Consider the following 21,052-nt stretch of genomic DNA (forward strand, 5'->3'; position numbering starts at 1 on the left):
TGGATCAGGACTTACGGCCGCTATGGCTGTTTTGTCCGCCTTTTTTACCCGCTTCGGACGCTTTTTCGGGATCGTTTTTGAAGTTACCGCCGCTGCTCTGCTGACCGCCTTTCTTGCCAGCTTCAGACGCTTTTTCCCGATCGTTTGCGAAATTGCCTGAACCACCACGTTTGTCTGCCATAATCGTCTCCTGATTATTTTTCCAGTTTTGGTAAGCATTTTGGAATATGTCTTATTATCCGGATAATGCAGTTATTATTCGGCTAATTCATATCCTACGTTGTAGCTATATGAATTGTAGATGGGCGGTTTAATATTGCCACTGGGCAAATTTTACGGTTTCGCTTATTTAAATGTTTGTTATTATTGATATTTATATATGGCCGCTGATCCGTTACTGATATAAATCTTTGATGGCTAAGTAAATTAAAAAAATATCCGGTCAACGCTTTTTCTTATAGATCCAGGATGAATCTTAACGGAGTGCGCACTTATTTCGCTGCGCTTGTTTACATGCGCTGATAATAACGCCAGCACAACGATAGCCACGTTAATCTATTCCCTGCACAAAAAACAGGCGTTTTTAACCGAGTTATTTGATAAATAGTTAAAAATATCAGCACTATCTGCTGTTGTTTTGTTAACTGTAGTGATAGTGTCTGCGTTTACCTTGTTACTGGGATAGTGTGATGAAACTGCTCATTGCGGAATTACTGGTTAAGTTAGCGGAAAAAGAAGCAGAATCTAAAGAGCTGGTTGCCCAGGTGGAAGCGCTGGAGATCGTGGTCACGGCGCTGCTGCGTAAACTTGAGGATGAACAGCGTCAGGAGATAAACCGGGGAATTTGCGAGGCGTTAACCACCGCCTCGGATGGCGCCAGCGCCGACGATGCCTCTTTGTTGCATGCCTATATCGACAAGCTGCTTAATCATCCCCGCTATTAATGTTTAGCCACATCGTGCTGCGATGTGGCTACCTGTATTAACTTTTACTTAATGCTTCTGAGCGCGCCATACAGGCTTCCATCGCGGCGATAACGCCCGAGCGCAGTCCTTTCTCTTCCAGCACTTTAACCGCCTCGATGGTGGTGCCGCCCGGTGAACACACCATATCTTTCAGTTCACCTGGATGCTTCCCGGTTTCCAGCACCATCTGCGCGGCCCCTTTTACCGCCTGCGCGGCAAACTCATAGGCCTGCGCGCGCGGCATACCGCCCAGCACGGCGGCATCCGCCATCGCTTCAATAAACATAAATACGTAGGCAGGCGCCGAGCCGCTCACGCCCACGACCGCATGAATCAAATATTCCGGCACCACGGCGGCTTTGCCAAAGCTGTTGAAAATCGTCAGCACTTCTTGCGTCTCTTCCGCTGTAACCAGTGGATTTGGCGTAACGGACGTCATGCCTTCATTAACCAACGCAGGCGTATTTGGCATCACGCGCACGATTTTGCGATCGTGTCCCAGCGCCATCGCTAACGCATCCAGCGTTACGCCTGCGGCGATAGAAACCACCAGCGTCTCTTTATTCAGCGCGCCAGCCACCTCTTTCAGCACTTTCAGGATGGCATTGGGCTTTACCGCGCCGAATAAAATATCCGCTTCGCGCGCGACCTCTTCAGCGCTCTGCGCAGGCGTAATGCCGTACTGCTGCGCCATCGCCTGGTTGGTTTCAGCTTTATGGTCATAAACCCAGATTTTCGCCGCATCAACCTGGCCACCTGCTATTAGTCCGCCAATTATCGCTTTGGACATATTCCCGCAGCCAATGAAGCCTATTTTTTTCTCCAGCATACTCTTTCCTTCTGCGTCGCCATTTTTCGTTTCGCACCAGCTTACGTCATTCTGCCGCTTTATCCAGCTTCAGCTACACTTCAGCCAGGGCGCAAGGAGAAGAAAATGGAAAAATTTCAGCAAGATGAAAACAGAGATCGGCATTATCCGGTGCAGGAAAATATGCGCTGGCAGCACATCGAATGGCGTATGCAATACATAGGGTATGCGCTACTGCTGGCTCTGGTTATCGGCGGAGCCTGCGGTCTGTTTTCCAAAGGCTTTCTTAGCGATCGGGAAATTGCCTCAACGCATGGCGAGTTGCGGGTTGAATATGAACGTTTTGCGCGCCAGCAAAGTGATATGGCGATGACCATTCGCCTGCATCCACAGCGAGACAGGCTGTACAGCATTACCCTCAGCGGGGACGGCGTCGATAATTTCCAGCTGCAAACCCTACAGCCGCCGCCGCTGCGGGCGGAAAGCCGTGACCGTTCCCTGACGCTCTGGTATCAAACGCAAAGCCTCAACCATGGCGCCTCCGTTTGGCTCGGCGGCCAGCCGCAGTCGCCGGGGAAATATCACTTTACCATCGCTGACAGCGAAGGCGCGCAGGTGCAGTTTACACAATGGGTTTATCCATAGGGGAAGGGATATGGAAACGGTATTACGCGCGATAAGTATGTATTTTATTTTAATGGTGATGCTGAAAATTGCCGGGCGCCGCACGCTGCTGGAGATGACCAGTTTTGACTTTATTCTGCTGTTGATTATCAGCGAAGCGACCCAGCAGGCGCTGTTGGGCAATGATTTCTCCGTTACCGGCGCGGCGCTGACGATTACCACCTTAATCGTGATGGATATTTTGCTGGGCGTCTTTAAAGGCTGGTTTCCCCGCCTGGAATTGCTGATTGACGGCGCATCGCTGATTTTGGTGGAGGATGGCAAGCTGTTAAGTCACCGCGCCAAAAAGGCGGGCATTACCGCAGAAGATATTCTGGCGTCGGCGCGCAGCACGCAGGGGCTGGAGCGTCTCGATCAGATAAAGTTTGCCATTCTGGAGAAGAACGGCAAAATCAGCATTATTCCTCACTCTTAACGGGAAAGCCGATGCCAATTTGGGTGGATGCCGATGCGTGTCCAAAAGTCATAAAAGAGGTGCTTTACCGCGCCGCAGAGCGTAGCCAGATCGAGCTGATCTTGGTGGCTAACCAGTCGCTTAGCGTGCCGCCTTCACGTTTTATTCGTACGCTGCGCGTCGCAGCCGGTTTTGACGTGGCCGATAATGAAATCGTACAGCGCGTAGGCCAGCAGGATCTGGTGATCACCGCCGATATTCCGCTGGCGGCAGAAGTGCTGGCAAAAGGCGCAGCGGCGCTTAATCCTCGCGGCGAGCGCTACAGCGAGGCCACCATTCGTGAACGCCTGACGATGCGCGATTTTATGGATACGCTGCGCGCCAGCGGCGTACAGACCGGCGGACCGGCGACGCTCAATCAGCGCGACCGACAGCAGTTCGCCGCCGAGCTGGATAAATGGCTGCTGCTACAACAGCGCCGCAGCCGCGAGCAGCCAAAATAACGCGTTGCGCAACCGTGACTCAGACAAAGCCATCGTCATCGTTAAAATCGTCATTGCCGAAGTCGCCAAAATCATCGCTGCCAATATCGGCGTTATCATCCTGCTGCCAGCTGGCATCCTGTAAAAACGCGCGGTCATCGCCGCCGTTGAAGGTATCCAGGCTGGTATCCAGCGGCTGCGCATCGGGCAGGGCGGGTTCGTTAATAATGTTAACAATCTCTTCCGGTTGGGAATGGTGGAACATGCTGGTCAGCATATCCGCCATCACCACGCCACCGGCTACCCCGACCGCCGTTTGCAGCGCGCCGCCAAGGAAACCGCTGCCGCCGCGTGCCGCCGCATACGGTTGCTGGGCGTAAGGTTGCTGCGCGGCGCTAGCGGGCGGTTGCGCGTAAGGCTGCTGCTGCGCGCTATTCCATACCGGCTGCTGCGGCGCGGAATGACGCTGCCCGCCGCCGAACAGGCCTGAAAGAAAGCCGCCGCTGCTTTGCCGCGCCGGTTGTTGCTGCGTCTGGGAAAGCTGCTGTTGCGCCTGCGCTAGCTGGTTCTGCAGCTCGCTCACCTGGGCGCTGAGTTTTTTCATCGCCGCTTCCTGAATCAGGATCGCCTGCGCCATGTAGTAGGGCGCAGCGGGCTGCTGACGCAGCTGCTGTTCGATCAGGCGCTCTGCCGCCGCATCGCGTGGCGCAGACTGGCTTTCAGCCTGTTTTAGTCGACTAAACAGACTTTCGATTAGACGTTGTTCTTCACTCTGCATGGAAACCTCCTTAAACCCGCGTTATCTCTTTATTCTGGTTGCTGCCGGGCGAAAGTAAATCCGCACTGCGTAAGTAAATATTGCCAACAGTGACGCCGGGTCTTTAACTGAACAGAGCGCCGCCAGTGGGTAATCAACTTTCCGCGGCGTAAAAACAACGTTACAGCTGGCTCGTGATATTTTTTCTCGGTATGATGCCCGCCATGCATAAATTGATGGCCAGCTGCGGCGGCACGCAGTAATGGCGGAGGACAGCTTGTCATGTCGTTACCCATTTTTCTGATCGGCGCGCGCGGTTGCGGTAAAACCACGGTGGGAGAATTACTGGCGCAGGGGCTGGGTTACGCTTTCCGTGATACCGACCATTATTTACAGCACAGCACGGGCAAAACGGTAGCGGAGATTGTTGCCGCTGAAGGGTGGGAAGGATTCCGTCGCCATGAAAGCGAGGCGCTCAGCGCCGTCACCGCGCCGGAAACCATTATCGCTACCGGCGGCGGCATGGTGCTGGCGGAAACCAATCGTCGCTTTATGCAGGAGCGTGGTCAGGTTATCTGGCTACAGGCCAGCGCAACGGTGCTGGCGGCACGTCTGGCGCACTATCCGCAAACGTCGCAGCGTCCCACCCTGACCGGCCGTTCGATTACTGAAGAAGTGGCGGAGGTGCTTGACGAGCGCGCCAGCCTTTATCAGCAAACCGCCCATCATATGATTGATGCGATGCAGGTGCCGCAGCTGATTGTTGCGCAAATCCTGAGCGCCCTGTCGCTGGCGCACGCCAGCTAGTCGCGACGCCCCGCCTGCGGGGCGACTGATATTAATCTGCCTGTTTTTGTTACCTTTCTTTTCTGTTTGCCTGCTGCGCTGGTGTGATTGTCTATACTTACTGTTACGTGCGCAACAGCGAAGGTTCTGCGCCGACGTTGCGGAAAATACTTTCACTATAAGAGGGAAGAAAAATGCCAACAAGACCACCTTATCCACGTGAAGCGCGGGTTGTGCAGGTTGATAAAGGCGCAGCAGGACAAAGCGTAACGCGCTATGAACTCCGCGCCGATCACCCTAAGCCAAATTCGCTAATTAGCGAGCATGAAAGCGAACAGGAAGCGCTGGATGCGAAAGAACGTTACGAAAATAGCGATAAAGAGTAATCCACACAGGCATGGATGCCTGTAAACGCCCTGCCAGACCGCCTGCCAACAATAAGCTGTTTATTTAACCAGAACGTGTTAATTATTCTATTTATCCCTGCGGTTAATTTACTAATCTCTTTTTATTAAAGACGTTGCCCGATTAAAGGCTATTTGATAAAAAAGGTTTCGGCTGTTTGACAAGTGAACGGGTTTTCTTAAAATATCGCTTAGGGCTTGATAGAAGATGCCTGATATTTTACTTTTCCGCACCTAATGCGCCAGGCGAAGCGCTGAATTATTGTTCAGTAAATAGCGGTATAACCGTGCTTTTAGCAGAAACAGGCGCTTTTTCGCCACCTTATTGCTGGATGCGCGGATGGTTTTTAAACGCTTGTTATGTAAAGATAATATCAATACGCTCAACGGTGGTTTAACGGCGTGATAGTTTATTGCATCAGGATGACGTGGGTTAATAAACCTGATGAAGTTAGAATCTCAGCGTAACGTTTTTAACGTCCCGTAAATATTATCCTTACCAGGTTAAATACCCTTTTTAAAAAAGCGGTTTTTGGCTGCGTGGAAATAATTAAAATCAACAATGGAAATATTGCCGGGGCGGCATTTTCACTTTGTTGCCGATAAAAGGCGCAGCCAGAAATATCTGTGCAAGCGCTGGCCGCGATCGGCCCGGCAATTTATGCGTACTGAAGAAACAAACATGAAACAGACACTGGTCATACTCACCATTGCATGCTCACCGGGCTATGATATTACGCCGCTGTTACTGGAATCCCTGCCTGCAGAACAACTGCAGCCGGTTAGCCTGCTGGACGGGCTTTCCCACGCCGACATTCAAGAAAAATATGCTCCTCAACACGGTGAAAGGGCGCAAAGGGTACGGTTAGCCGATGGTGCCGAGTTGCTGCTGGCGACCAGCCGCGTTGAGCTCGGGCTTCAGCAACTGATCGATCAGCTGGAAACGCGCGGCGTTGAAACGATGCTGCTGCTGGGCTGTGAAGCATGTGAGCTACAGGCGCGCAGCGCGGTGCTGCTGGATCCTGACCGCCTGATTCCGCCGTTAATCAAGGTCATCGTGGGTGATCAACAGGCGGGCATCGTGGTGTTGGCGGAAGATCTGCTGCGCCAGCAGGCAGGAAAGTGGCGCGGCCTGAACAAGCCCGCCTTGTTTGCCGTTGCCGATCCGTTGCCGGGCGATAATCAAACGTTAATTGATGCCGGACTACTGCTGTTGGAGCAGGGGGCGGATGTGCTGGTGCTGGATAGTCCAGGGTTTCACCCGCGCCACTGCGATCTGCTGCAACAGTTGCTGGGGATACCGGTGCTGCTCTCCTGGCGGCTGGTAGTGAAAATGGCGGCCGAGCTGCTGGCATAATCCACAATTTCAGGTGACAAAACACGCATTTGGCCCCTACACTGCCGATTCATCTATGGGTTTCGGAGGGATATGTATGCTGAACGTAAGCGAGTACTTTGAAGGAAAAGTGAAGTCGATCGGTTTTACCAGCGCCAGTACCGGACGCGCCAGCGTTGGGGTGATGGTGGAAGGTGAATATGCCTTCGGAACCGGCCAGCCAGAGGAGATGACGGTGATCAGCGGCGCATTAAACGTGCTGTTGCCCGGCGAAACCGAGTGGAAAATTTATGAAGCGGGCGGCGTCTTTCACGTTCCCGGCCACAGCGAGTTTCATCTTCAGGTGGCGGAGCCGACCTCCTATCTCTGCCGTTATCTGTAACAGTAAAAGTGCGCCGCAGGCGGCGCACCTCAGCTAACGTGCGGGAGATCATGGCGAACCTCCCGCGTTGCGCATTAACGCTGCGCTTCGCCGCCTAACGCTTCGGTCAGGTTCGTGACCAACGCGGCCAGTTCGCTGGTCATCAGGATAAAGTCCGCATCGAAACGCAGCGCGAAATCTTCCCGATCGATATCATCGTTTTGCTCACGTAGCGTATCGGCAAACTTCAGGCGCTTCAGGGAACCATCGTCCGCCAGCACCAGCTGAATACGTTCCTGCCAGTCCAGCGCCAGTTTGGTCACCAGCTTGCCCGCTTCAATATGGTTGGCAATCTCATCGCAAACCAGATCCTGCTTTTTACAACGGATAACGCCGCCATCTTCCAGAATGGCTTTTAATTCCGCTTCATCCATCAGCGCAAAGCCTGCCGGCAGCTCGCCGGAACGTACCCATTCGGTTAACGTCAGTTCAATCGGGTTTTCCAGCGTCAGCGGCACCACCGGCAGCGAACCAATGCTTTTACGCAGCAGCGCCAGCGTATCTTCCGCTTTTTTCGCGCTGGCGCAGTCCACCATAATCAGATTGTTCACGCTGTCGATCCAGAGATAAGTCTGGCTGAAACGGCTAAAGGCGCGCGGCAGCAGACTGTGCAGCACCTCATCTTTCAGCGAATCTTTTTCGGTTTTTTTCAGCTTGCGCTGCTGCTCCGCTTCCAGCTTCTCAATTTTGGCTTCCAGCGCCTGTTTGATTACCGGAGAGGGCAGGATCTTCTCTTCCTTGCGAGCACAAATCAGGATTTGTCCATTATTAACATGCGTCAGCGCTTCACTACGCGAACCCATCGGCGAAACCCAGCCGGTTTTCGCCATATCCTGACTGCCGCACGGGGAAAAGGAAAACGCCGCGAGTTGTTTTTCCAGGTCGTCTGCGGACAGCGGAATGTCTCGATTCAGACGATAAATCATCAAGTTTTTAAACCACAACATAGGTTTTTCCTTTGCCGGATGTGTATAAATTTACAGGTCATAAACGGTGCGCGCATGATAGCGAAACATCGGCGGCGGGTCATTGCCTTTCCTGGCGCTGGCTTCTAATGTAATCCTCACTCCGATAAAAAAAGAGGATTACCCCGTGCGCATTGGCATTGACTTAGGCGGTACCAAAACGGAAGTGATTGCCCTCTCTGATGGCGGTGAAACGTTGTTTCGCCATCGCGTTCCTACCCCGCGCAATGACTATGCGCAAACCCTGCAGGCAATTGTCGATCTTGTGGCGATGGCGGAAGAAAAAACCGGCCAGCGCGGCAGCGTCGGGCTGGGTATTCCCGGTACGCTTTCGCCTTACAGCCAGCGAGTAAAGAATGCCAACTCCACCTGGCTGAACGGTCAGCCGCTGGATCGCGATCTGGCGCGTCTGCTGGCGCGTGAAGTGCGTATCGCCAACGACGCCAACTGCCTGGCGGTCTCGGAGGCGGTGGACGGTGCGGCAGCGGGCAGGGCGTTGGTTTTCGCCGTCATTATCGGCACCGGTTCGGGCGCGGGCATCGCCATCAACGGCGTACCCCACGCAGGCGGCAACGGCAATGGCGGAGAGTGGGGCCACAATCCCTTGCCGTGGATGGATGATGATGAGCTGCGCTATCGTGAAGAGGTGCCTTGTTACTGCGGCCAGAAGGGCTGTATCGAAACCTTTGTTTCCGGCACCGGTTTCGCCACCGATTACCAACGCCTGAGCGGGAAAAGCCTGAGCGGCGCCGAGATTGGCGCGCTGCTGGCGCAGCAGGATCCGGTGGCTGAACTGGCCATGAGCCGCTATGAGCTGCGGCTGGCTAAATCGCTGGCGCAGGTGGTGAACCTGCTCGATCCCGACATAATCGTGTTGGGCGGCGGCATGAGCAATGTCGAGCGCCTTTATCAGACGCTGCCGACATTAATCAAACCCTGGGTATTTGGTCACGAATGCGCAACGCCGGTGGTTAAAGCGCAGCACGGCGATTCCAGCGGCGTACGCGGTGCCGCCTGGCTGTGGCCGCTGGCCTGATCGCAAGGGCGCTTAGCCGGGACGGAACGTGACCATAATGTGTGGCGGCGCGCCTGCTGGCGGTGGCGGCAGCTGTTGGGTGTTGCTGACTACCTGCCAGGCTTTCAGGCAGAGCGCCTCATCGCCTTCAGTGCGCAGCACCTGATAACCGCGCCGCGGATCGTAACCGATCGTTACATCGCAGCGCTGGCCCCGATAACGATCCGCACGATCAAAGTGGCCGGTTACGCGCCACGCTATTTCATTTACCCACGCGCAGCGCGCTTTCTCCGCAGCGCTACAGTGCGCCGCAAAGTCAGGCTGCGTGGCGGTGGAAGCAGGCGGATGGGCGCGCTGACACCCGCTCAACGCCAGCAGCGCCAGCAGCGGGACAAGACGAAAAAACCACATACTTTTTCCTTACAGAACCTCTGGTTGCGGCGCGCACGGTATCATGCGCGCCGGGTCGGCAACAGACGCATCACACTGAAAATTGCCGCTCCAGGCGGCTGTAGCCGAGGCCGTTAACTTTGCGCACCTTTATCTGTACCGGAATGCGCTCTTTCATCGCGTCGACATGGCTGATGACGCCAATGGTTTTACCGCTGGCGTTTAACGCGTCCAGCGCGTCCAGCGCAGTATCCAGCGTATCCGCATCCAGCGTGCCGAACCCTTCATCAAGGAACAGCGATTCAATACGGGTTTTATGACTGACCAGATCGGAGAGCGCCAGCGCCAGCGCCAGGCTTACCAGGAAGCTTTCGCCGCCCGACAGCGTGCGTGTATCCCGCTTCGCATCAGCCTGCCAGGTATCCATTACCTGCAATTCCAGCGTATCGCTGGATTTACGCTGCAACAGATAGCGGCCATGCAGCCGATCGAGCTGCTGATTCGCCAGCCAGACCAGATGATCAAGCGTGAGCCCCTGGGCAAAGCGACGGAATTTATCGCCGCTGCTGGAGCCGATCAGCTGGTTAAGATAGCCCCAGTCCTCTACCTGCTGCGCATTTTCCTCGATCTGCTGAAGCAAACTCTGCTGCTGCTGACGCTGGGCGCTATCGCTCTCCAGCTGCTGGCGAAGCTGCCCTTGCTGACGCACATTGTCATGTAACCGCTGTTGCTGCGCTTCCAGCGCCGTTTCCAGTTCCGTTAGCGTGCCCGTTAAATCTTCCGGGCGTTCCTGCTCATGCTGCGCCAGGCTCTGTGCGGCACGTAACGCCAGCGTGGCGGCCTGTTGACGCTGCGTCTCCAGCTGCTGACAGCGCTCACGCAGCGCCAGCGCCTCCTGCTCATCCAGCAGCGCGGCGCGGAAAGCGTCCTCATTGCTAAACTGGCTCGCAGCCAGCGCCTGATTAAACTGCATCAGCTGGTCATCGTAGCGTTTCTGCGTGGCTGCCAGCTGTTGAACCAGCGAATTATGCTGTCCGGTCAGATTATTTACCCGATCCTGGCTCTGCTGCCAGCGCTGTTGCTGCTCGCGCACAGCGTTTTCCGCCTGCGTCAGGCGCTGTTGCCACTGTTGGCGCACCTCGACAATCGCGCTGTCGCCCAGCAGATGATGCCGCTGCTGGCGCAATGTGGTCAGCTGCTGCTGCTGTGATTGCATCAGGGTTGCCGTTCGCTGCTGCTGCTGCGCCAGCTGTGCCAGCTCCTCGTTGAGCGCGTTCAGGGCGGTATCGCAGGCGGCGAGGCGCGTTGCTGTGTCGGTAAGCACCTGCTCGCTTTTCTGCCAGCGCCGCCATTCGTTCTGACGCGCTTCCAGCCAGTCCTGCTGCGCCTGCGGTTCCGGCAGCGTGAGCTGATGCTGCGCCAGTTCCTGCGTCAGCGTTGCCATGAACGTTTGCTGCTGCGTCACCAGCTGCTGATGTTGCTGCGTCGCTTCCTGCTGCTGCTGCTGGCTATAGCCCAGCTGCTGTTCCGCCAGCTGGCGCGCCTGCTGCTGTTGCTGCCAGCGCTGCTGACAGGCCGCCAGCGCCTCTTTTGCCTGTTGTACTTTGCGCGCCGCCTGCTCCTGCTGTTGCTGTTGCTGCTGGAGCATTTTTTCCTGCTGCTCCTGCTGATCGATCCAGGCGCGAAGACCCGCCTCATCGTCCAGCGTCAGCGTCAGGTTTGCCGCTGCCAGCAGCGTTTGCCACTCATCCTGCTGACGCGACAGCTCGCCGTTAAGCGTCTGCTGCTGCTGGCTCAGGCGCGCTTGCTGACTTTGCAGCGCTTTGAGCTGCTCGCCGCAGGTCACGCCAGCAATTTTTAGCTGCTCTTCCTGCTGGCGCACCGCTTCCAGGCGCTGCTGATTTTCCGTTAAGGTCAGCGCCTGGTAATGCTCCACCGCTGGGTGCTCGGTAGCGCCGCACAGCGCACAGGGTTCACCCGCGACCAGCCGGGCGCGTTCCTGCTCCAGGCTGACAATACGCTGTTCCAGCTCCAGACGCTTTTCCAGGTCAACGCGATGCTGATGCTTCTCTTTCCACGCCTGGCGCTGCTCCGTCAGCTGCTGCGTTTGCTGCTGAATCTGCGTTTCCAGCGTCTGCAGCTCCTGCTGCTGCTGAGCATAACGCTGGCTGAGCGGGCGCAGCGTAGAGGAGGCGATGGCTAACTGCTGGCGCAGCGGGCGCTGCTGCTGTAGCTGTTCCAGCTGAAGACGTAGCCTGTTTTCCGGCTGCTGCTGAAGCAAAGTGAGCGCCTGCTCCGCTTGCTGCACCTGTTGGCGCGCCTGTTCCAGTTCGTTTTCCAGCGGGACGGCCTGCGTCATCAGCTGACTAAGCTGCTGCTGCTGTTCGTCGCACTGTTGCTGATGCTGGCGTTGTCGGGCCTGCAACGCGTTGAGGTTCTCCTGTGTTTGCCGCTGCTGCTGCAAACGCTCACGCCAGCCGCCGAGCAGGTCGCCCCAGTTCGCCACCTGCGCATGCGCGTGACGCCACTGCTGTTCCTGCTGCTGCTGCGTATGCAGCGTTTGATGCTCATTGCTCAGCTGCTGCTGACGCTGTTGGCGCTGCGCCAGCGCCTGCTGGCTTTCTTCTATGGTTTGCTGTTGCAGCGTGACCTGCTGCGCCAGCGTCTCGATTTGATGGTCAAGCGGGATCACCTGCTCGTTAATCAGGTTTTCCTGCTGACGCCATTGGGTCGTTACCTGCTGGTGCGCCTGTTGTGCCTGTTGCTGCTCGCGCTGCAAGGTTTGTAACTGCTCACTTGCTTGCTGAAGTGAGGCGGAAAGCTGGGCAAGCTGTTGGTTAAGCTGTTGCAGATCCTGCTGTAGCTGCTGGCGCTGCTGCCAGAGCGGACGTAGCTTTTCTGCCGGTTCTGCCCGCGCCAGTTTTTGGCGCTCCGCCTCTGCCTGCTGCCAGTGGTTTTCGGCCTGCTGCTGCGCATTGCGCGCCTGGTTCTTCTCCTGCTCCAGACGCTGCTGTTGACCCAGCCACTGCTGCTGCTGACGCAGACGGTTAAGCTGCTGATGCAGCTGTTTTTCCTGCTGCGCCAGCATATCCACCTCTTGTTCCAGCTGCTGGCGGGTTGCGGCATCCAGCAGCGCCATCCCGGCGGCACGCGCCCGCAGCTGCTCCAGCGCCGTGCGCGCCTGTTTATGCTGCTCATAAATACGCGCTGAAAGCTGGCCATAAATCTCCGTGCCGGTTAATTCCTCCAGCAGCTCGGCGCGATCGTTGGCGTCCGCGTTCAGAAAGGCGGCGAACTGCCCCTGCGACAGCATCATTGATTTGGTAAAACGGGCAAAATCGAGGCCGGTCAGCTGCGCAATCATCTCCAGCTTGTCTTTCACTTTGTCGGCGACGATGACGTTATCCGCACAGCGCGCCAGCTCTACGCGCGGCGCCTGTAAATTGCCATCCACCGCGCCGCGCGCCCGGTTCTGGCTCCAGAAGGCGCGCCAGGCCTCTCCTTTAACCTCAAATTCGACTTCAGCGAGGCATTCGGCGGTATCGCGGGTGATCAGCTCATTTTGTGACTGGGAGATTTTCCCCAGGCGTGAGGTTTCATGGTAGAGCGCAAGGCAAATCGCATCCAGCAGGGTGGTTTTACCGGCGCCGGTCGGGCCGGTAATGGCAAACAGCCCGCTGCTGGCAAAAGGTTCGCGGGTGAAATCAATTTTCCATTCGCCCTTGAGCGAATTGATGTTTTTAAACCGCAGGGACAAAATTTTCATGACTGGCTCTCCTCGCCCTGATACAGCGCCTCCAGCGTGCCGCTGAACAGCTGGCGCATACGCGCGCGTCGCGCCTCGTCCGTCTCTTCTTCCTGCTCCAACCGTCGCTCAAACACCTCTTCAACTTTCAGCTCGCTGAGCGTTTCGTTTTGCAGACGCGCCAGCGCCCGCTCTCGCTGCTCGCGGCTGCGGCGCATCAGCAGCACCTCCACCGGCAACCCTTCGGTTAGCGCCTGGATATGCTGCTGCATGTTATGCAAATATTCCTGGGTGGTGATTTCAATATCCAGCCACACCGGATGCGGCGGCGTCGCCCCGACAAAAGCTTGCAGCTGCTGTTCGATCTCCGCCAGCGTGCCCTTGATGGTTTGCATCGGCTGAAAGCCGGGTACCGGCAGCGGTTCCACACTTTCCAGTTTGCCGTCGGCGAAGCTCACCAAAAATACGCTTTTCTCACTGCCCAGCTCATCAAAGCTGAGCGGCAGCGGCGAGCCGCTATAGCGAATATGCTCGCTTCCGGCGATGCGCTGTGGACGATGTATATGACCAAGGGCGATATAGTCGGCGGCGGGAAAAGCCTGCGCCGGAAAGGCGTCCAGCGTGCCGATATAGATATCGCGTACCGCTTCGCTTTTCGTGACGCCCACGGTGGTGAGATGGCCGGTAGCGATCACCGGCAGCGGTTTTTCCGCCTGCTGGCTCAGCGTGCGCGCATGCTGGTAGCTGCGCTGATAGTGCTGCGTAATGGCGTTCAGCAGGCTGATCTGCTTTTGCTCGCCGGACTGGCCCGCCTGGCTGCGCATGATATCGCGTGGGCGCAGGAAGGGGATGGCGCACAGCACCGCGCCCGGTTCGCCCTGGCGAGTCATTAAGGTTAAAACCTGTTCTGCCGGATCGGCGCTGGCGGCGGCAATCACCTGGGTATTCAGACAGGCCAGCAGCTCGCGTGATTCATTGAGGGTGGCGACGGAATCGTGGTTGCCGCCCAGCACAATCAGCTGGCAGCCGGTGCGATGCAGATCCACCACAAAACGGTTATAGAGTTCACGCGCATAGCTCGGCGGCGAGCCGGTATCAAAAATATCGCCAGCGACAATCACCGCATCCACCTGATGCGCTTCAACCTGCGCAATCAGCCAGTGAAAAAAAGCCTGATGCTCAGCGGCACGGCTGCGGGTGTAAAAAAACTGACCGAGGTGCCAGTCTGAAGTGTGAATAATGCGCATAGAACTCCCAGCTAATAGCAGAACGCCGGAGGCGATTATAACCAGAGCTAAGCCGCAGAAGGGAACCGGATTGTGCAAACCGGCGCACGGGCGGTAAAAAAATGCTTTCCGATTGCTTCACAAAAGCGCTATTGAAGCGCCATGCAGCCCGTGCATTTTTCATAAATCTGTCATAAAACTGACGCATAATGACGCCGCAAACCCCCGTGACCAAGCGTCACATTCGCAGGAGCAATAATGGCTAAGCGCATTCTGGTTGTCGAAGATGAAGCCCCAATCAGGGAAATGTTATGTTTTGTGCTGGAACAGAATGATTATCAGCCTATCGAGGCGGATGATTATGATAGCGCCGTCAACCTGCTCATTGAACCCTGGCCCGACCTGATCCTGCTTGACTGGATGTTACCCGGCGGCAGCGGCATTCAATTTATTAAACACCTTAAGCGCGAAGCGATGACCCGTGATATTCCGGTGATGATGCTGACCGCACGCGGTGAAGAAGAAGATCGCGTTCGCGGGCTGGAAGTGGGCGCGGATGATTACATCACCAAACCGTTTTCGCCGAAAGAGTTGGTGGCGCGGATTAAAGCGGTAATGCGTCGCATTTCGCCGATGGCGGTAGAGGATGTGATTGAAATTCAGGGCCTGAGCCTCGATCCCTCTTCGCATCGTGTGATGTCTGATACCACGCCGCTGGAGATGGGGCCAACGGAATATAAACTGCTGCACTTTTTTATGACCCACCCGGAGCGCGTTTACAGTCGCGAACAGCTGCTGAACAATGTCTGGGGCACCAATGTTTACGTTGAGGATCGCACGGTAGATGTGCATATTCGACGGCTGCGTAAGGCGCTGGAGCTGACCGGTCACGATCGCATGGTGCAAACCGTACGTGGAACGGGTTATCGTTTCTCCGCTCGTTACTGATCGGAGTCTGCCTCGTGCTGGAACGCCTCTCCTGGAAGAGATTATTACTGGAACTGGTGCTGGTCTGCTTGCCTGCGCTGCTGGCCGGACTGGTTATCGGCTATTTGCCCTGGTTTCTGCTGTTTGCCGTGCTGCTGTTGCTGGGCTGGCACTTCTGGAACCTGCTGCGGCTGTCGCACTGGCTGTGGACCGACCGCTCCATGACGCCGCCCACCGGCCAGTGGAGCTGGGAGCCGCTGTTTTACGGGCTGTACCAGATGCAGCTACGCAACCGTCGCCGTCGTCGTGAACTGGGAAACCTGATCAAGCGCTTTCGCAGCGGGGCGGAATCGCTGCCTGATGCGGTGGTGCTGACCACCGATGAAGGCACTATTTTCTGGTGTAACGGCCTGGCGCAGCAGCATTTGGGCCTGCGCTGGCCGGAAGACAATGGGCAAAACATTCTTAACCTGCTGCGCTATCCTGAATTTTCCCGCTATCTACGCCAGCAGGATTTCGTGCGTCCGCTGACGCTGGTGATGAATAATCAGCTGCATATGGAATTTCGCGTGATGCCTTACAGCGAAGGCCAATGGCTGCTGGTGGCACGCGATGTTACGCAGATGCATCAGCTGGAGGGCGCGCGCCGCAACTTTTTCGCCAATGTCAGCCATGAGCTGCGCACGCCGCTTACGGTGTTGCAGGGCTATCTGGAAATGATGGGCGATGCGGTGCTGGAGGGTAAAACACGCGAAAAAGCGCTGCAAACCATGCAGGAGCAGACGCGACGCATGGACGGGCTGGTTAAACAACTGCTGACGCTGTCGCGTATCGAGGCCGCGCCCGCCATCGATCTGGCGGAGAAAGTGGATGTGCCGATGATGTTACGGCTGCTACAGCGCGAAGCGGAAACCCTGAGTAACGGCCGCCATCAGATTACCTTTCATACCGATGCGCAGCTAAAAGTTTTCGGCAACGAAGAGCAGCTACGCAGCGCCATCTCTAACCTGGTTTACAACGCGGTTAACCATACGCCGGACGGCACGCACCTTGAGGTGAGCTGGCAATTCTGCAAACAGGGCGCGCTGTTTGCGGTGAAAGATAACGGGCCGGGCATTGCGCAGGAGCATCTGCCGCGCCTGACCGAACGCTTTTATCGGGTAGATAAAGCGCGATCGCGCGCAACCGGCGGCAGCGGGCTGGGGCTGGCGATTGTTAAACATGCCCTGAGCCATCACGGCACACGTCTGATGATTACCAGTCAGCCGCATAAAGAGACCTGCTTTAGCTTTATCCTGCCAACAAGGTTGATTGTCAGCCAGCATCTGCCGGACAATGCGGCGCGTAAAGTCTGACGGATGCAAAGTATGAAAATTATTATGGTGCTGCTGCTGCTGTTTTCCGGCGCGCTGCAGGCGAAGCCGACGCTGTTGGCGGGCAATCTCAGCAGCGTCGGTTCAGACACGCTGGGAAATTTAATGGCGCTATGGGGCGAAAGTTTTAACCTACAGTATCCGGGGGTGAATGTGCAGGTGCAGGCCGCAGGCTCTTCCACTGCGCCTACCGCGCTGGCTGCGGGCGCGGCGCAGTTGGGCGCCATGAGCCGACCGATGCAGCCTTCGGAGCGTCAGCTTTTCCAACAGCGCTACGGCTATCCGCCGCTGGCGGTGCCGGTGGCGCTGGATGCGTTAGTGGTGGTGGTGAATCAGGATAATCCGCTGACCCAGCTTAACGCGCAGCAGCTGGACGCCATTTTTTCCGTAACGCGGCGCTGCGGCGCGACCCGTTCACCGCAAACCTGGGGCGACCTCGGCTTAACCCAGCCGGGCTGGCATGAGCGCGCGTTACAGCGGCTGGGACGCAACTCCGCCTCCGGCACCTGGGGGTTTTTCAAACAGCAGGCGCTGTGCAGCGGCGATTTTCGTCGTGACGTTGGCGAGTATCCCGGTTCCACGGCGGTAGTGCAGGCGGTGGCTGGCAACCTTAACGCCATCGGCTACGCCAGTTTTGGCTTCCACATCAGCGGCGTGAAAACGCTGGCGCTGGCGAAAGAGGGCGCGGCGGTGATGCCGGATGCCACCACGATTCGTAGCGGGCAATACCCTTACGCTCGTCCGCTTTATATCTATATCAACAAGCCGCCGGGTAACGCGCCCGAGCCACTTACCGCCGCCTTTTTACGTCATGTGCTTTCCCCGCAGGGGCAGGCGCAGGTGATCCAGGCGGGCTATCTGCCGCTTTCAGCGCAGCAGATAATCGAGGCGAAGAAGCTTCTGGGGTTATAAAAGCGTGTATAGTGCAAAAATAGGAATTATCCTGGCTTGCCGATGTGAGTAAATACATACATTGTTAATTGTACGTTTATTTGTAGTTTATTACTTAACCCCGGTTGTTATTTTGTTTCGCAATCTTATTTCTGGCAATTAGCGTTAAAAGAAAATAAAGAAATTAGGTTGCTAGTTTTTTATGATTTTGCCTTTAAGTCAGTAAATGGTAACAGCCCGGCTGAGGCTGCTTTTTCTTTAAACCAAAAAAGTATAAAATCTGTTGTGTATCTAATAAGAAAAGTCTTATCAGTATCTGGTCATGCCTATAATCAAATGTTATCTAGTAAACATAATTTAAAGCCTGCATTACATAGGGAGAGGTTATGTTTATATCAAAGGCGATGGAAGTGTTTATCACGTTAGCGCAAGAGAGAAACCTGAAGGGAGCTGCGCATAAATTATGTCTGACAGTGCCACCTGTATCCAGAATGTTAAAAAACACTGAAGATTGGGTTGGAGAAAAATTAGTTATTATAGAACGCAACAAGATATCGCTCACGCCTACCGGAGAAAAGATTTATCAGGATGTTTTACCCCTCTATTTAGCGTTAAAAAGTTTTACGCCGCGAAAATCCTCACGATTGTTAACTATTTCCTCACCAGATATTCACACTAATAGCATTACTAACTTAATTAATGAGGTTTGCAAAGATTTCGTTACACAAATATCAGTTAAGTGTTCTGATTATATACGGGATGATGACGACTTTTTTATTAGCTTCGATAAGATTTCTGCTCCGCTTCACTTTTCAATTTATGAGACGCATATCCGCTACAACCTGGTCAGTTTGCATCAGCTGGACGCCAGGCCGCTTAACCTGGAGATTGTGGCAGGAAAAGAGGTATTGTTGAGTAAGGATTTTCAACGAGAACTTCAGCAGTTAAGAACAGAGGGATTCAATAGTACACTAAAGCAAATTGATAATGGCAAGCTGAGGCGCACCCTGTATTACTCCGGGAAAAGCATGGAAGTGCTTGATGATTATGATCTGAAAGAGCTTCATGGCGACTATTTTACGCTCCGCTCTTATCACCAACCCGTATATATTTACGCTAATAATTTGAGTACACATAAAAGAAGTGCTGAACTGGTCGCAAATTTAGATGAGAGAATGAAAAGGCATCAGTGATGCTCTTTAAATAAGGTTAATCCTTCCTGGATGGTAGTTTCGGATATGGATTGTTTTGTATGCAACTTTAAACGATGGTTAATTTCGCTTTGTTTTTTTAGTGATTTGTTATACTGAAAAAAACCGGGAGTATAAGATTTGCGGGTAAAGTAAAAGCGTAGCGCGTGAAGTTTGACAGGCCCGCTGTTGCGCTTAATTTATCAGCTTCTGATTGCATTGCTCTGGGAATATGAAATCGGTACAAAAGGAATTAATAAATTATGGAATGGAGATACAAAAAATGGAAGTTATATCTACTATTATTAACGAAGGCGCTAACTGGGCAGTCAAGCATCTGACATCTATCTATGCGGGGCTTAGCGCGTGTTGTATCGCCGGGCTGATGGAGTTACGCGAAAGGTATCCTTGCCTTCGTTCATTGACCGATGCGCTGATATGCGGCATATTTGCTCTGTCAGTTTCCACTTTGCTTGAGTGGCTCCATCTGCCTAATAATTCGGAAGTGCTACTTGGCGCGCTGCTGGGTTTTATCGGTGCCGATCGTCTGAGTAAAATTACCGCTGCGCTTGCGCTGCGCTATCCCAAAGCTGATGGTGATTAAATTATCAAACAGTGAAGGTTCGGTTTTGCCTGTGCTACATTTTGTGCCTGCTTAATATTAACCTAATTTATACAGCAGAAAGAATATTCTCCCGCTGACGTAAAACATTTCAAACACTGCTGAATTTTTTATTTTTATTCAAAGGTTTAAGTGTCATTTTATTATCGATGTTTATTAGCTCCCGACAGAAGATATTTTCTTGATTTTTTTTGGTGCCATTCTGGCCTTTAGCTACCCCTGGATGAAAAATTACACTGCTATTAGCAGTATTGTTGATTTTTTTTGCTTTTTATCGTCGATTTTATTTTTTAAATAATTATTGTTTCGTTTACTTAATTTATTGATTTTTGAATGTCCGAATTTCTATTGTTTTTATTTTATCTATTTATTATTGTTCTTCTTGTGCAGTGAAATGCATATATATATTTAATGAAGAAATCTAACCTCAAGGAAAGAATGTTATGAATAAAGTTTCCGATATTAATTATATTTCACGCTTCACCATTTCTACGTTAAGCGGTTCCTCCGGTAAGGTCTATGCTAATGGTCGTCAACAGGTGCAGGTATACATTACGCTCAAATTTGCTGATGCAAACCATAATGTTGTTGTTCTCGATGGCGATGAGTTAAAAAAGATAAAAGATAGCATTACCCTTTGTGATTACATAACCGGTGAGCCGTTAGTAAATATCCCTTTATTGCTCCCCTTTTATCAGAAGTGGGCATTTACTGAAAATGATAATGGATATACACCTTTCTCGGTAGCGGCGTCTTTATCTACTGTTTATTCCAATAATGGTACTATAGTCATCCCTTATTATATTGCGTGCCCAGAGGCCCATGTTAGTCCGACAATAAATGTGGCGGCATCAATTAAACTTGAGCAGCTTGAAGTTGATACCCGCGGTGATGATGGTTTTGACAGCTATGTCACTATCCATGCAGTTAAACCTGCTAATTACAAGTTTTCTACAGGATCGCTTAAATTAATAGAGGAGAGTGTTTTTAACCGTCGTGGTGGGCAATACGATTATCATGAGTTTGGTAAAATTTATAAAGTTGTCGCACTGCTTAATAACCAAGAGGTCCGCCTTAATTTTATGAGTAAAACGGTTGAGACTGTTACAGTTCCAGCTGCGTTCAGTAAAATTTCTTGTGATGTAAATCATTCCCTTGGAGGTACGTGTGACAAGCACGATGCTTATTTTTCCTCTCTTATGAAACACTGCTTCAAGGATCGTGCGTATACGAGTAATTATCTTTCTTCATGGTATGTATCTAAGGACGGTGATTCAAGAAACTTATTTTATGATTTTAGCGGTAAGAATGTAAGTGGGTATTATACGCTTGGGGTTGGTGGTTACAATGATTATTTTCCTGTTTATAATACGAAAAATAGATTTTGTTTTGCCGTGACACGCCGCCAAACATGGGAGTGTGATGATAAATCCATGGATGATTACATCACCAAGAATAAATATAGTTTTGTTGATGAATATGGAAATAATGGAAGTTTTTTTGCTGTGATAGGTAATTATTATGACATGAACAACGATCATCACATCAACTCTGACTGGAAGTTTTACGACGCCTGATTAAATTATAAATCATTATTTCATCAGCCCCCATTTTCATTAAATAGGGGCTGTCTGAAAATTTTGCACTGGATATTATTTTTTTGCCTGGCTG

At 53.4% G+C, this 21,052-nt stretch carries 22 protein-coding genes; 15 read left to right on the forward strand and 7 right to left on the reverse strand.

The annotated features are described in order from the left end of the window. Positions 1–4: 4 nt before the first annotated feature. A complete protein-coding gene (locus J2X14_RS13280) occupies positions 5–181 on the reverse strand; it encodes a con-10 family general stress protein (protein WP_352411669.1) in 177 nt (58 codons plus the stop codon). A gap of 508 nt (positions 182–689) precedes the next feature. Between J2X14_RS13280 and iraP the strand changes: the two genes are divergently transcribed. Continuing rightward, entirely contained in the window at positions 690–944 is a 255-nt protein-coding gene (gene iraP, locus J2X14_RS13285; RefSeq protein ID WP_352411670.1) for an anti-adapter protein IraP, read from the forward strand. A 37-nt stretch (positions 945–981) separates the two neighbouring features. Here iraP and proC read toward each other — a convergent pair whose 3' ends face one another. Beyond that, positions 982–1,794, reverse strand: a complete 813-nt coding sequence (proC, locus tag J2X14_RS13290) for a pyrroline-5-carboxylate reductase (protein WP_352411671.1) — start codon at positions 1,792–1,794, stop codon at positions 982–984. A 105-nt stretch (positions 1,795–1,899) separates the two neighbouring features. Here proC and J2X14_RS13295 point away from each other — a divergent pair, with 105 nt between their 5' ends. From J2X14_RS13295 to J2X14_RS13305, 3 genes are read left to right on the forward strand one after another with little or no spacing between them, the layout of a single operon-like run. Further along, a complete protein-coding gene (locus J2X14_RS13295; protein WP_352411672.1) occupies positions 1,900–2,418 on the forward strand; it encodes a hypothetical protein in 519 nt (172 codons plus the stop codon). A gap of 10 nt (positions 2,419–2,428) precedes the next feature. Further along, positions 2,429–2,872, forward strand: coding sequence for a DUF421 domain-containing protein (locus J2X14_RS13300; protein WP_352411673.1), 444 nt, complete (start codon positions 2,429–2,431; stop codon positions 2,870–2,872). An 11-nt stretch (positions 2,873–2,883) separates the two neighbouring features. Next, positions 2,884–3,354 (forward strand): YaiI/YqxD family protein, encoded by a 471-nt coding sequence (locus J2X14_RS13305; protein WP_352411674.1) that lies wholly within the window; start codon positions 2,884–2,886, stop codon positions 3,352–3,354. Positions 3,355–3,373: 19 nt separating this feature from the next. Here J2X14_RS13305 and J2X14_RS13310 read toward each other — a convergent pair whose 3' ends face one another. Further along, positions 3,374–4,111 (reverse strand): DUF2076 domain-containing protein, encoded by a 738-nt coding sequence (locus J2X14_RS13310; RefSeq protein WP_352411675.1) that lies wholly within the window; start codon positions 4,109–4,111, stop codon positions 3,374–3,376. A 261-nt stretch (positions 4,112–4,372) separates the two neighbouring features. On the opposite strand from J2X14_RS13310, the gene aroL reads away from it, so the two are divergent. The 4 genes from aroL (at position 4,373) to ppnP (ending at position 6,998) form a co-directional block, all read left to right on the forward strand. Continuing rightward, positions 4,373–4,897: a shikimate kinase AroL gene (aroL, locus tag J2X14_RS13315; RefSeq protein WP_352411676.1), complete on the forward strand. Its 525-nt coding sequence runs from the start codon at positions 4,373–4,375 to the stop codon at positions 4,895–4,897. 173 nt (positions 4,898–5,070) lie between these two features. Then, entirely contained in the window at positions 5,071–5,262 is a 192-nt protein-coding gene (locus J2X14_RS13320) for a YaiA family protein (RefSeq protein WP_352411677.1), read from the forward strand. Positions 5,263–5,962: 700 nt separating this feature from the next. After that, on the forward strand, positions 5,963–6,637 hold the full coding sequence (locus J2X14_RS13325; protein ID WP_352411678.1) for an AroM family protein: 675 nt from the start codon (positions 5,963–5,965) through the stop codon (positions 6,635–6,637). A 76-nt stretch (positions 6,638–6,713) separates the two neighbouring features. Then, complete coding sequence (ppnP, locus tag J2X14_RS13330; RefSeq protein ID WP_352411679.1) at positions 6,714–6,998, forward strand: pyrimidine/purine nucleoside phosphorylase; 285 nt, start codon at positions 6,714–6,716, stop codon at positions 6,996–6,998. A gap of 74 nt (positions 6,999–7,072) precedes the next feature. Here the strand turns inward: ppnP and rdgC are convergent, their stop codons facing one another. Then, a complete protein-coding gene (gene rdgC, locus J2X14_RS13335) occupies positions 7,073–7,984 on the reverse strand; it encodes a recombination-associated protein RdgC (RefSeq protein ID WP_352411680.1) in 912 nt (303 codons plus the stop codon). Positions 7,985–8,129: 145 nt separating this feature from the next. On the opposite strand from rdgC, the gene mak reads away from it, so the two are divergent. Beyond that, entirely contained in the window at positions 8,130–9,038 is a 909-nt protein-coding gene (gene mak, locus J2X14_RS13340; protein ID WP_352411681.1) for a fructokinase, read from the forward strand. Positions 9,039–9,050: 12 nt separating this feature from the next. Here the strand turns inward: mak and J2X14_RS13345 are convergent, their stop codons facing one another. The 3 genes from J2X14_RS13345 to sbcD form a co-directional block, all read right to left on the reverse strand. Next, on the reverse strand, positions 9,051–9,428 hold the full coding sequence (locus J2X14_RS13345) for a hypothetical protein (RefSeq protein ID WP_352411682.1): 378 nt from the start codon (positions 9,426–9,428) through the stop codon (positions 9,051–9,053). 70 nt (positions 9,429–9,498) lie between these two features. Next, a complete protein-coding gene (locus J2X14_RS13350; protein ID WP_352411683.1) occupies positions 9,499–13,173 on the reverse strand; it encodes an AAA family ATPase in 3,675 nt (1,224 codons plus the stop codon). After that, positions 13,170–14,399: an exonuclease subunit SbcD gene (sbcD, locus tag J2X14_RS13355; RefSeq protein WP_352411684.1), complete on the reverse strand. Its 1,230-nt coding sequence runs from the start codon at positions 14,397–14,399 to the stop codon at positions 13,170–13,172. Before sbcD ends, J2X14_RS13350 begins: the two co-directional genes overlap by 4 nt. A 237-nt stretch (positions 14,400–14,636) precedes the next feature. On the opposite strand from sbcD, the gene phoB reads away from it, so the two are divergent. The 6 genes from phoB to J2X14_RS13385 all read left to right on the forward strand — a co-directional run bounded on the left by phoB (position 14,637) and on the right by J2X14_RS13385 (position 20,958). Then, entirely contained in the window at positions 14,637–15,326 is a 690-nt protein-coding gene (gene phoB, locus J2X14_RS13360; RefSeq protein WP_085067747.1) for a phosphate response regulator transcription factor PhoB, read from the forward strand. A 14-nt stretch (positions 15,327–15,340) separates the two neighbouring features. Continuing rightward, entirely contained in the window at positions 15,341–16,660 is a 1,320-nt protein-coding gene (phoR, locus tag J2X14_RS13365; protein ID WP_352411685.1) for a phosphate regulon sensor histidine kinase PhoR, read from the forward strand. Between the two features lie 12 nt (positions 16,661–16,672). Next, complete coding sequence (locus tag J2X14_RS13370) at positions 16,673–17,590, forward strand: PstS family phosphate ABC transporter substrate-binding protein (protein ID WP_352411686.1); 918 nt, start codon at positions 16,673–16,675, stop codon at positions 17,588–17,590. Between the two features lie 365 nt (positions 17,591–17,955). Continuing rightward, positions 17,956–18,762 (forward strand): LysR family transcriptional regulator, encoded by an 807-nt coding sequence (locus tag J2X14_RS13375; protein ID WP_352411687.1) that lies wholly within the window; start codon positions 17,956–17,958, stop codon positions 18,760–18,762. Positions 18,763–18,991: 229 nt separating this feature from the next. Further along, the gene (locus J2X14_RS13380) at positions 18,992–19,363 is read left to right on the forward strand and encodes a phage holin family protein (RefSeq protein WP_352411688.1); all 372 of its coding nucleotides are present in this window, start codon (positions 18,992–18,994) and stop codon (positions 19,361–19,363) included. Positions 19,364–19,824: 461 nt separating this feature from the next. After that, a complete protein-coding gene (locus tag J2X14_RS13385; RefSeq protein ID WP_352411689.1) occupies positions 19,825–20,958 on the forward strand; it encodes a hypothetical protein in 1,134 nt (377 codons plus the stop codon). Positions 20,959–21,052: the final 94 nt, after the last annotated feature.

Source organism: Mixta sp. BE291, from assembly GCF_031457955.1.
Taxonomy (GTDB): domain Bacteria; phylum Pseudomonadota; class Gammaproteobacteria; order Enterobacterales; family Enterobacteriaceae; genus Mixta.

Coding starts and splice junctions, on each gene's coding strand:
- J2X14_RS13280 (WP_352411669.1), bottom strand. CDS start 181: ATGGCAGACAAACGTGGTGGTTCAGGCAATTTCGCAAACGATCGGGAA.
- iraP (WP_352411670.1), top strand. CDS start 690: ATGAAACTGCTCATTGCGGAATTACTGGTTAAGTTAGCGGAAAAAGAA.
- proC (WP_352411671.1), bottom strand. CDS start 1,794: ATGCTGGAGAAAAAAATAGGCTTCATTGGCTGCGGGAATATGTCCAAA.
- J2X14_RS13295 (WP_352411672.1), top strand. CDS start 1,900: ATGGAAAAATTTCAGCAAGATGAAAACAGAGATCGGCATTATCCGGTG.
- J2X14_RS13300 (WP_352411673.1), top strand. CDS start 2,429: ATGGAAACGGTATTACGCGCGATAAGTATGTATTTTATTTTAATGGTG.
- J2X14_RS13305 (WP_352411674.1), top strand. CDS start 2,884: ATGCCAATTTGGGTGGATGCCGATGCGTGTCCAAAAGTCATAAAAGAG.
- J2X14_RS13310 (WP_352411675.1), bottom strand. CDS start 4,111: ATGCAGAGTGAAGAACAACGTCTAATCGAAAGTCTGTTTAGTCGACTA.
- aroL (WP_352411676.1), top strand. CDS start 4,373: ATGTCGTTACCCATTTTTCTGATCGGCGCGCGCGGTTGCGGTAAAACC.
- J2X14_RS13320 (WP_352411677.1), top strand. CDS start 5,071: ATGCCAACAAGACCACCTTATCCACGTGAAGCGCGGGTTGTGCAGGTT.
- J2X14_RS13325 (WP_352411678.1), top strand. CDS start 5,963: ATGAAACAGACACTGGTCATACTCACCATTGCATGCTCACCGGGCTAT.
- ppnP (WP_352411679.1), top strand. CDS start 6,714: ATGCTGAACGTAAGCGAGTACTTTGAAGGAAAAGTGAAGTCGATCGGT.
- rdgC (WP_352411680.1), bottom strand. CDS start 7,984: ATGTTGTGGTTTAAAAACTTGATGATTTATCGTCTGAATCGAGACATT.
- J2X14_RS13345 (WP_352411682.1), bottom strand. CDS start 9,428: ATGTGGTTTTTTCGTCTTGTCCCGCTGCTGGCGCTGCTGGCGTTGAGC.
- J2X14_RS13350 (WP_352411683.1), bottom strand. CDS start 13,173: ATGAAAATTTTGTCCCTGCGGTTTAAAAACATCAATTCGCTCAAGGGC.
- sbcD (WP_352411684.1), bottom strand. CDS start 14,399: ATGCGCATTATTCACACTTCAGACTGGCACCTCGGTCAGTTTTTTTAC.
- phoB (WP_085067747.1), top strand. CDS start 14,637: ATGGCTAAGCGCATTCTGGTTGTCGAAGATGAAGCCCCAATCAGGGAA.
- J2X14_RS13370 (WP_352411686.1), top strand. CDS start 16,673: ATGAAAATTATTATGGTGCTGCTGCTGCTGTTTTCCGGCGCGCTGCAG.
- J2X14_RS13375 (WP_352411687.1), top strand. CDS start 17,956: ATGTTTATATCAAAGGCGATGGAAGTGTTTATCACGTTAGCGCAAGAG.
- J2X14_RS13380 (WP_352411688.1), top strand. CDS start 18,992: ATGAAATCGGTACAAAAGGAATTAATAAATTATGGAATGGAGATACAA.
- J2X14_RS13385 (WP_352411689.1), top strand. CDS start 19,825: ATGAATAAAGTTTCCGATATTAATTATATTTCACGCTTCACCATTTCT.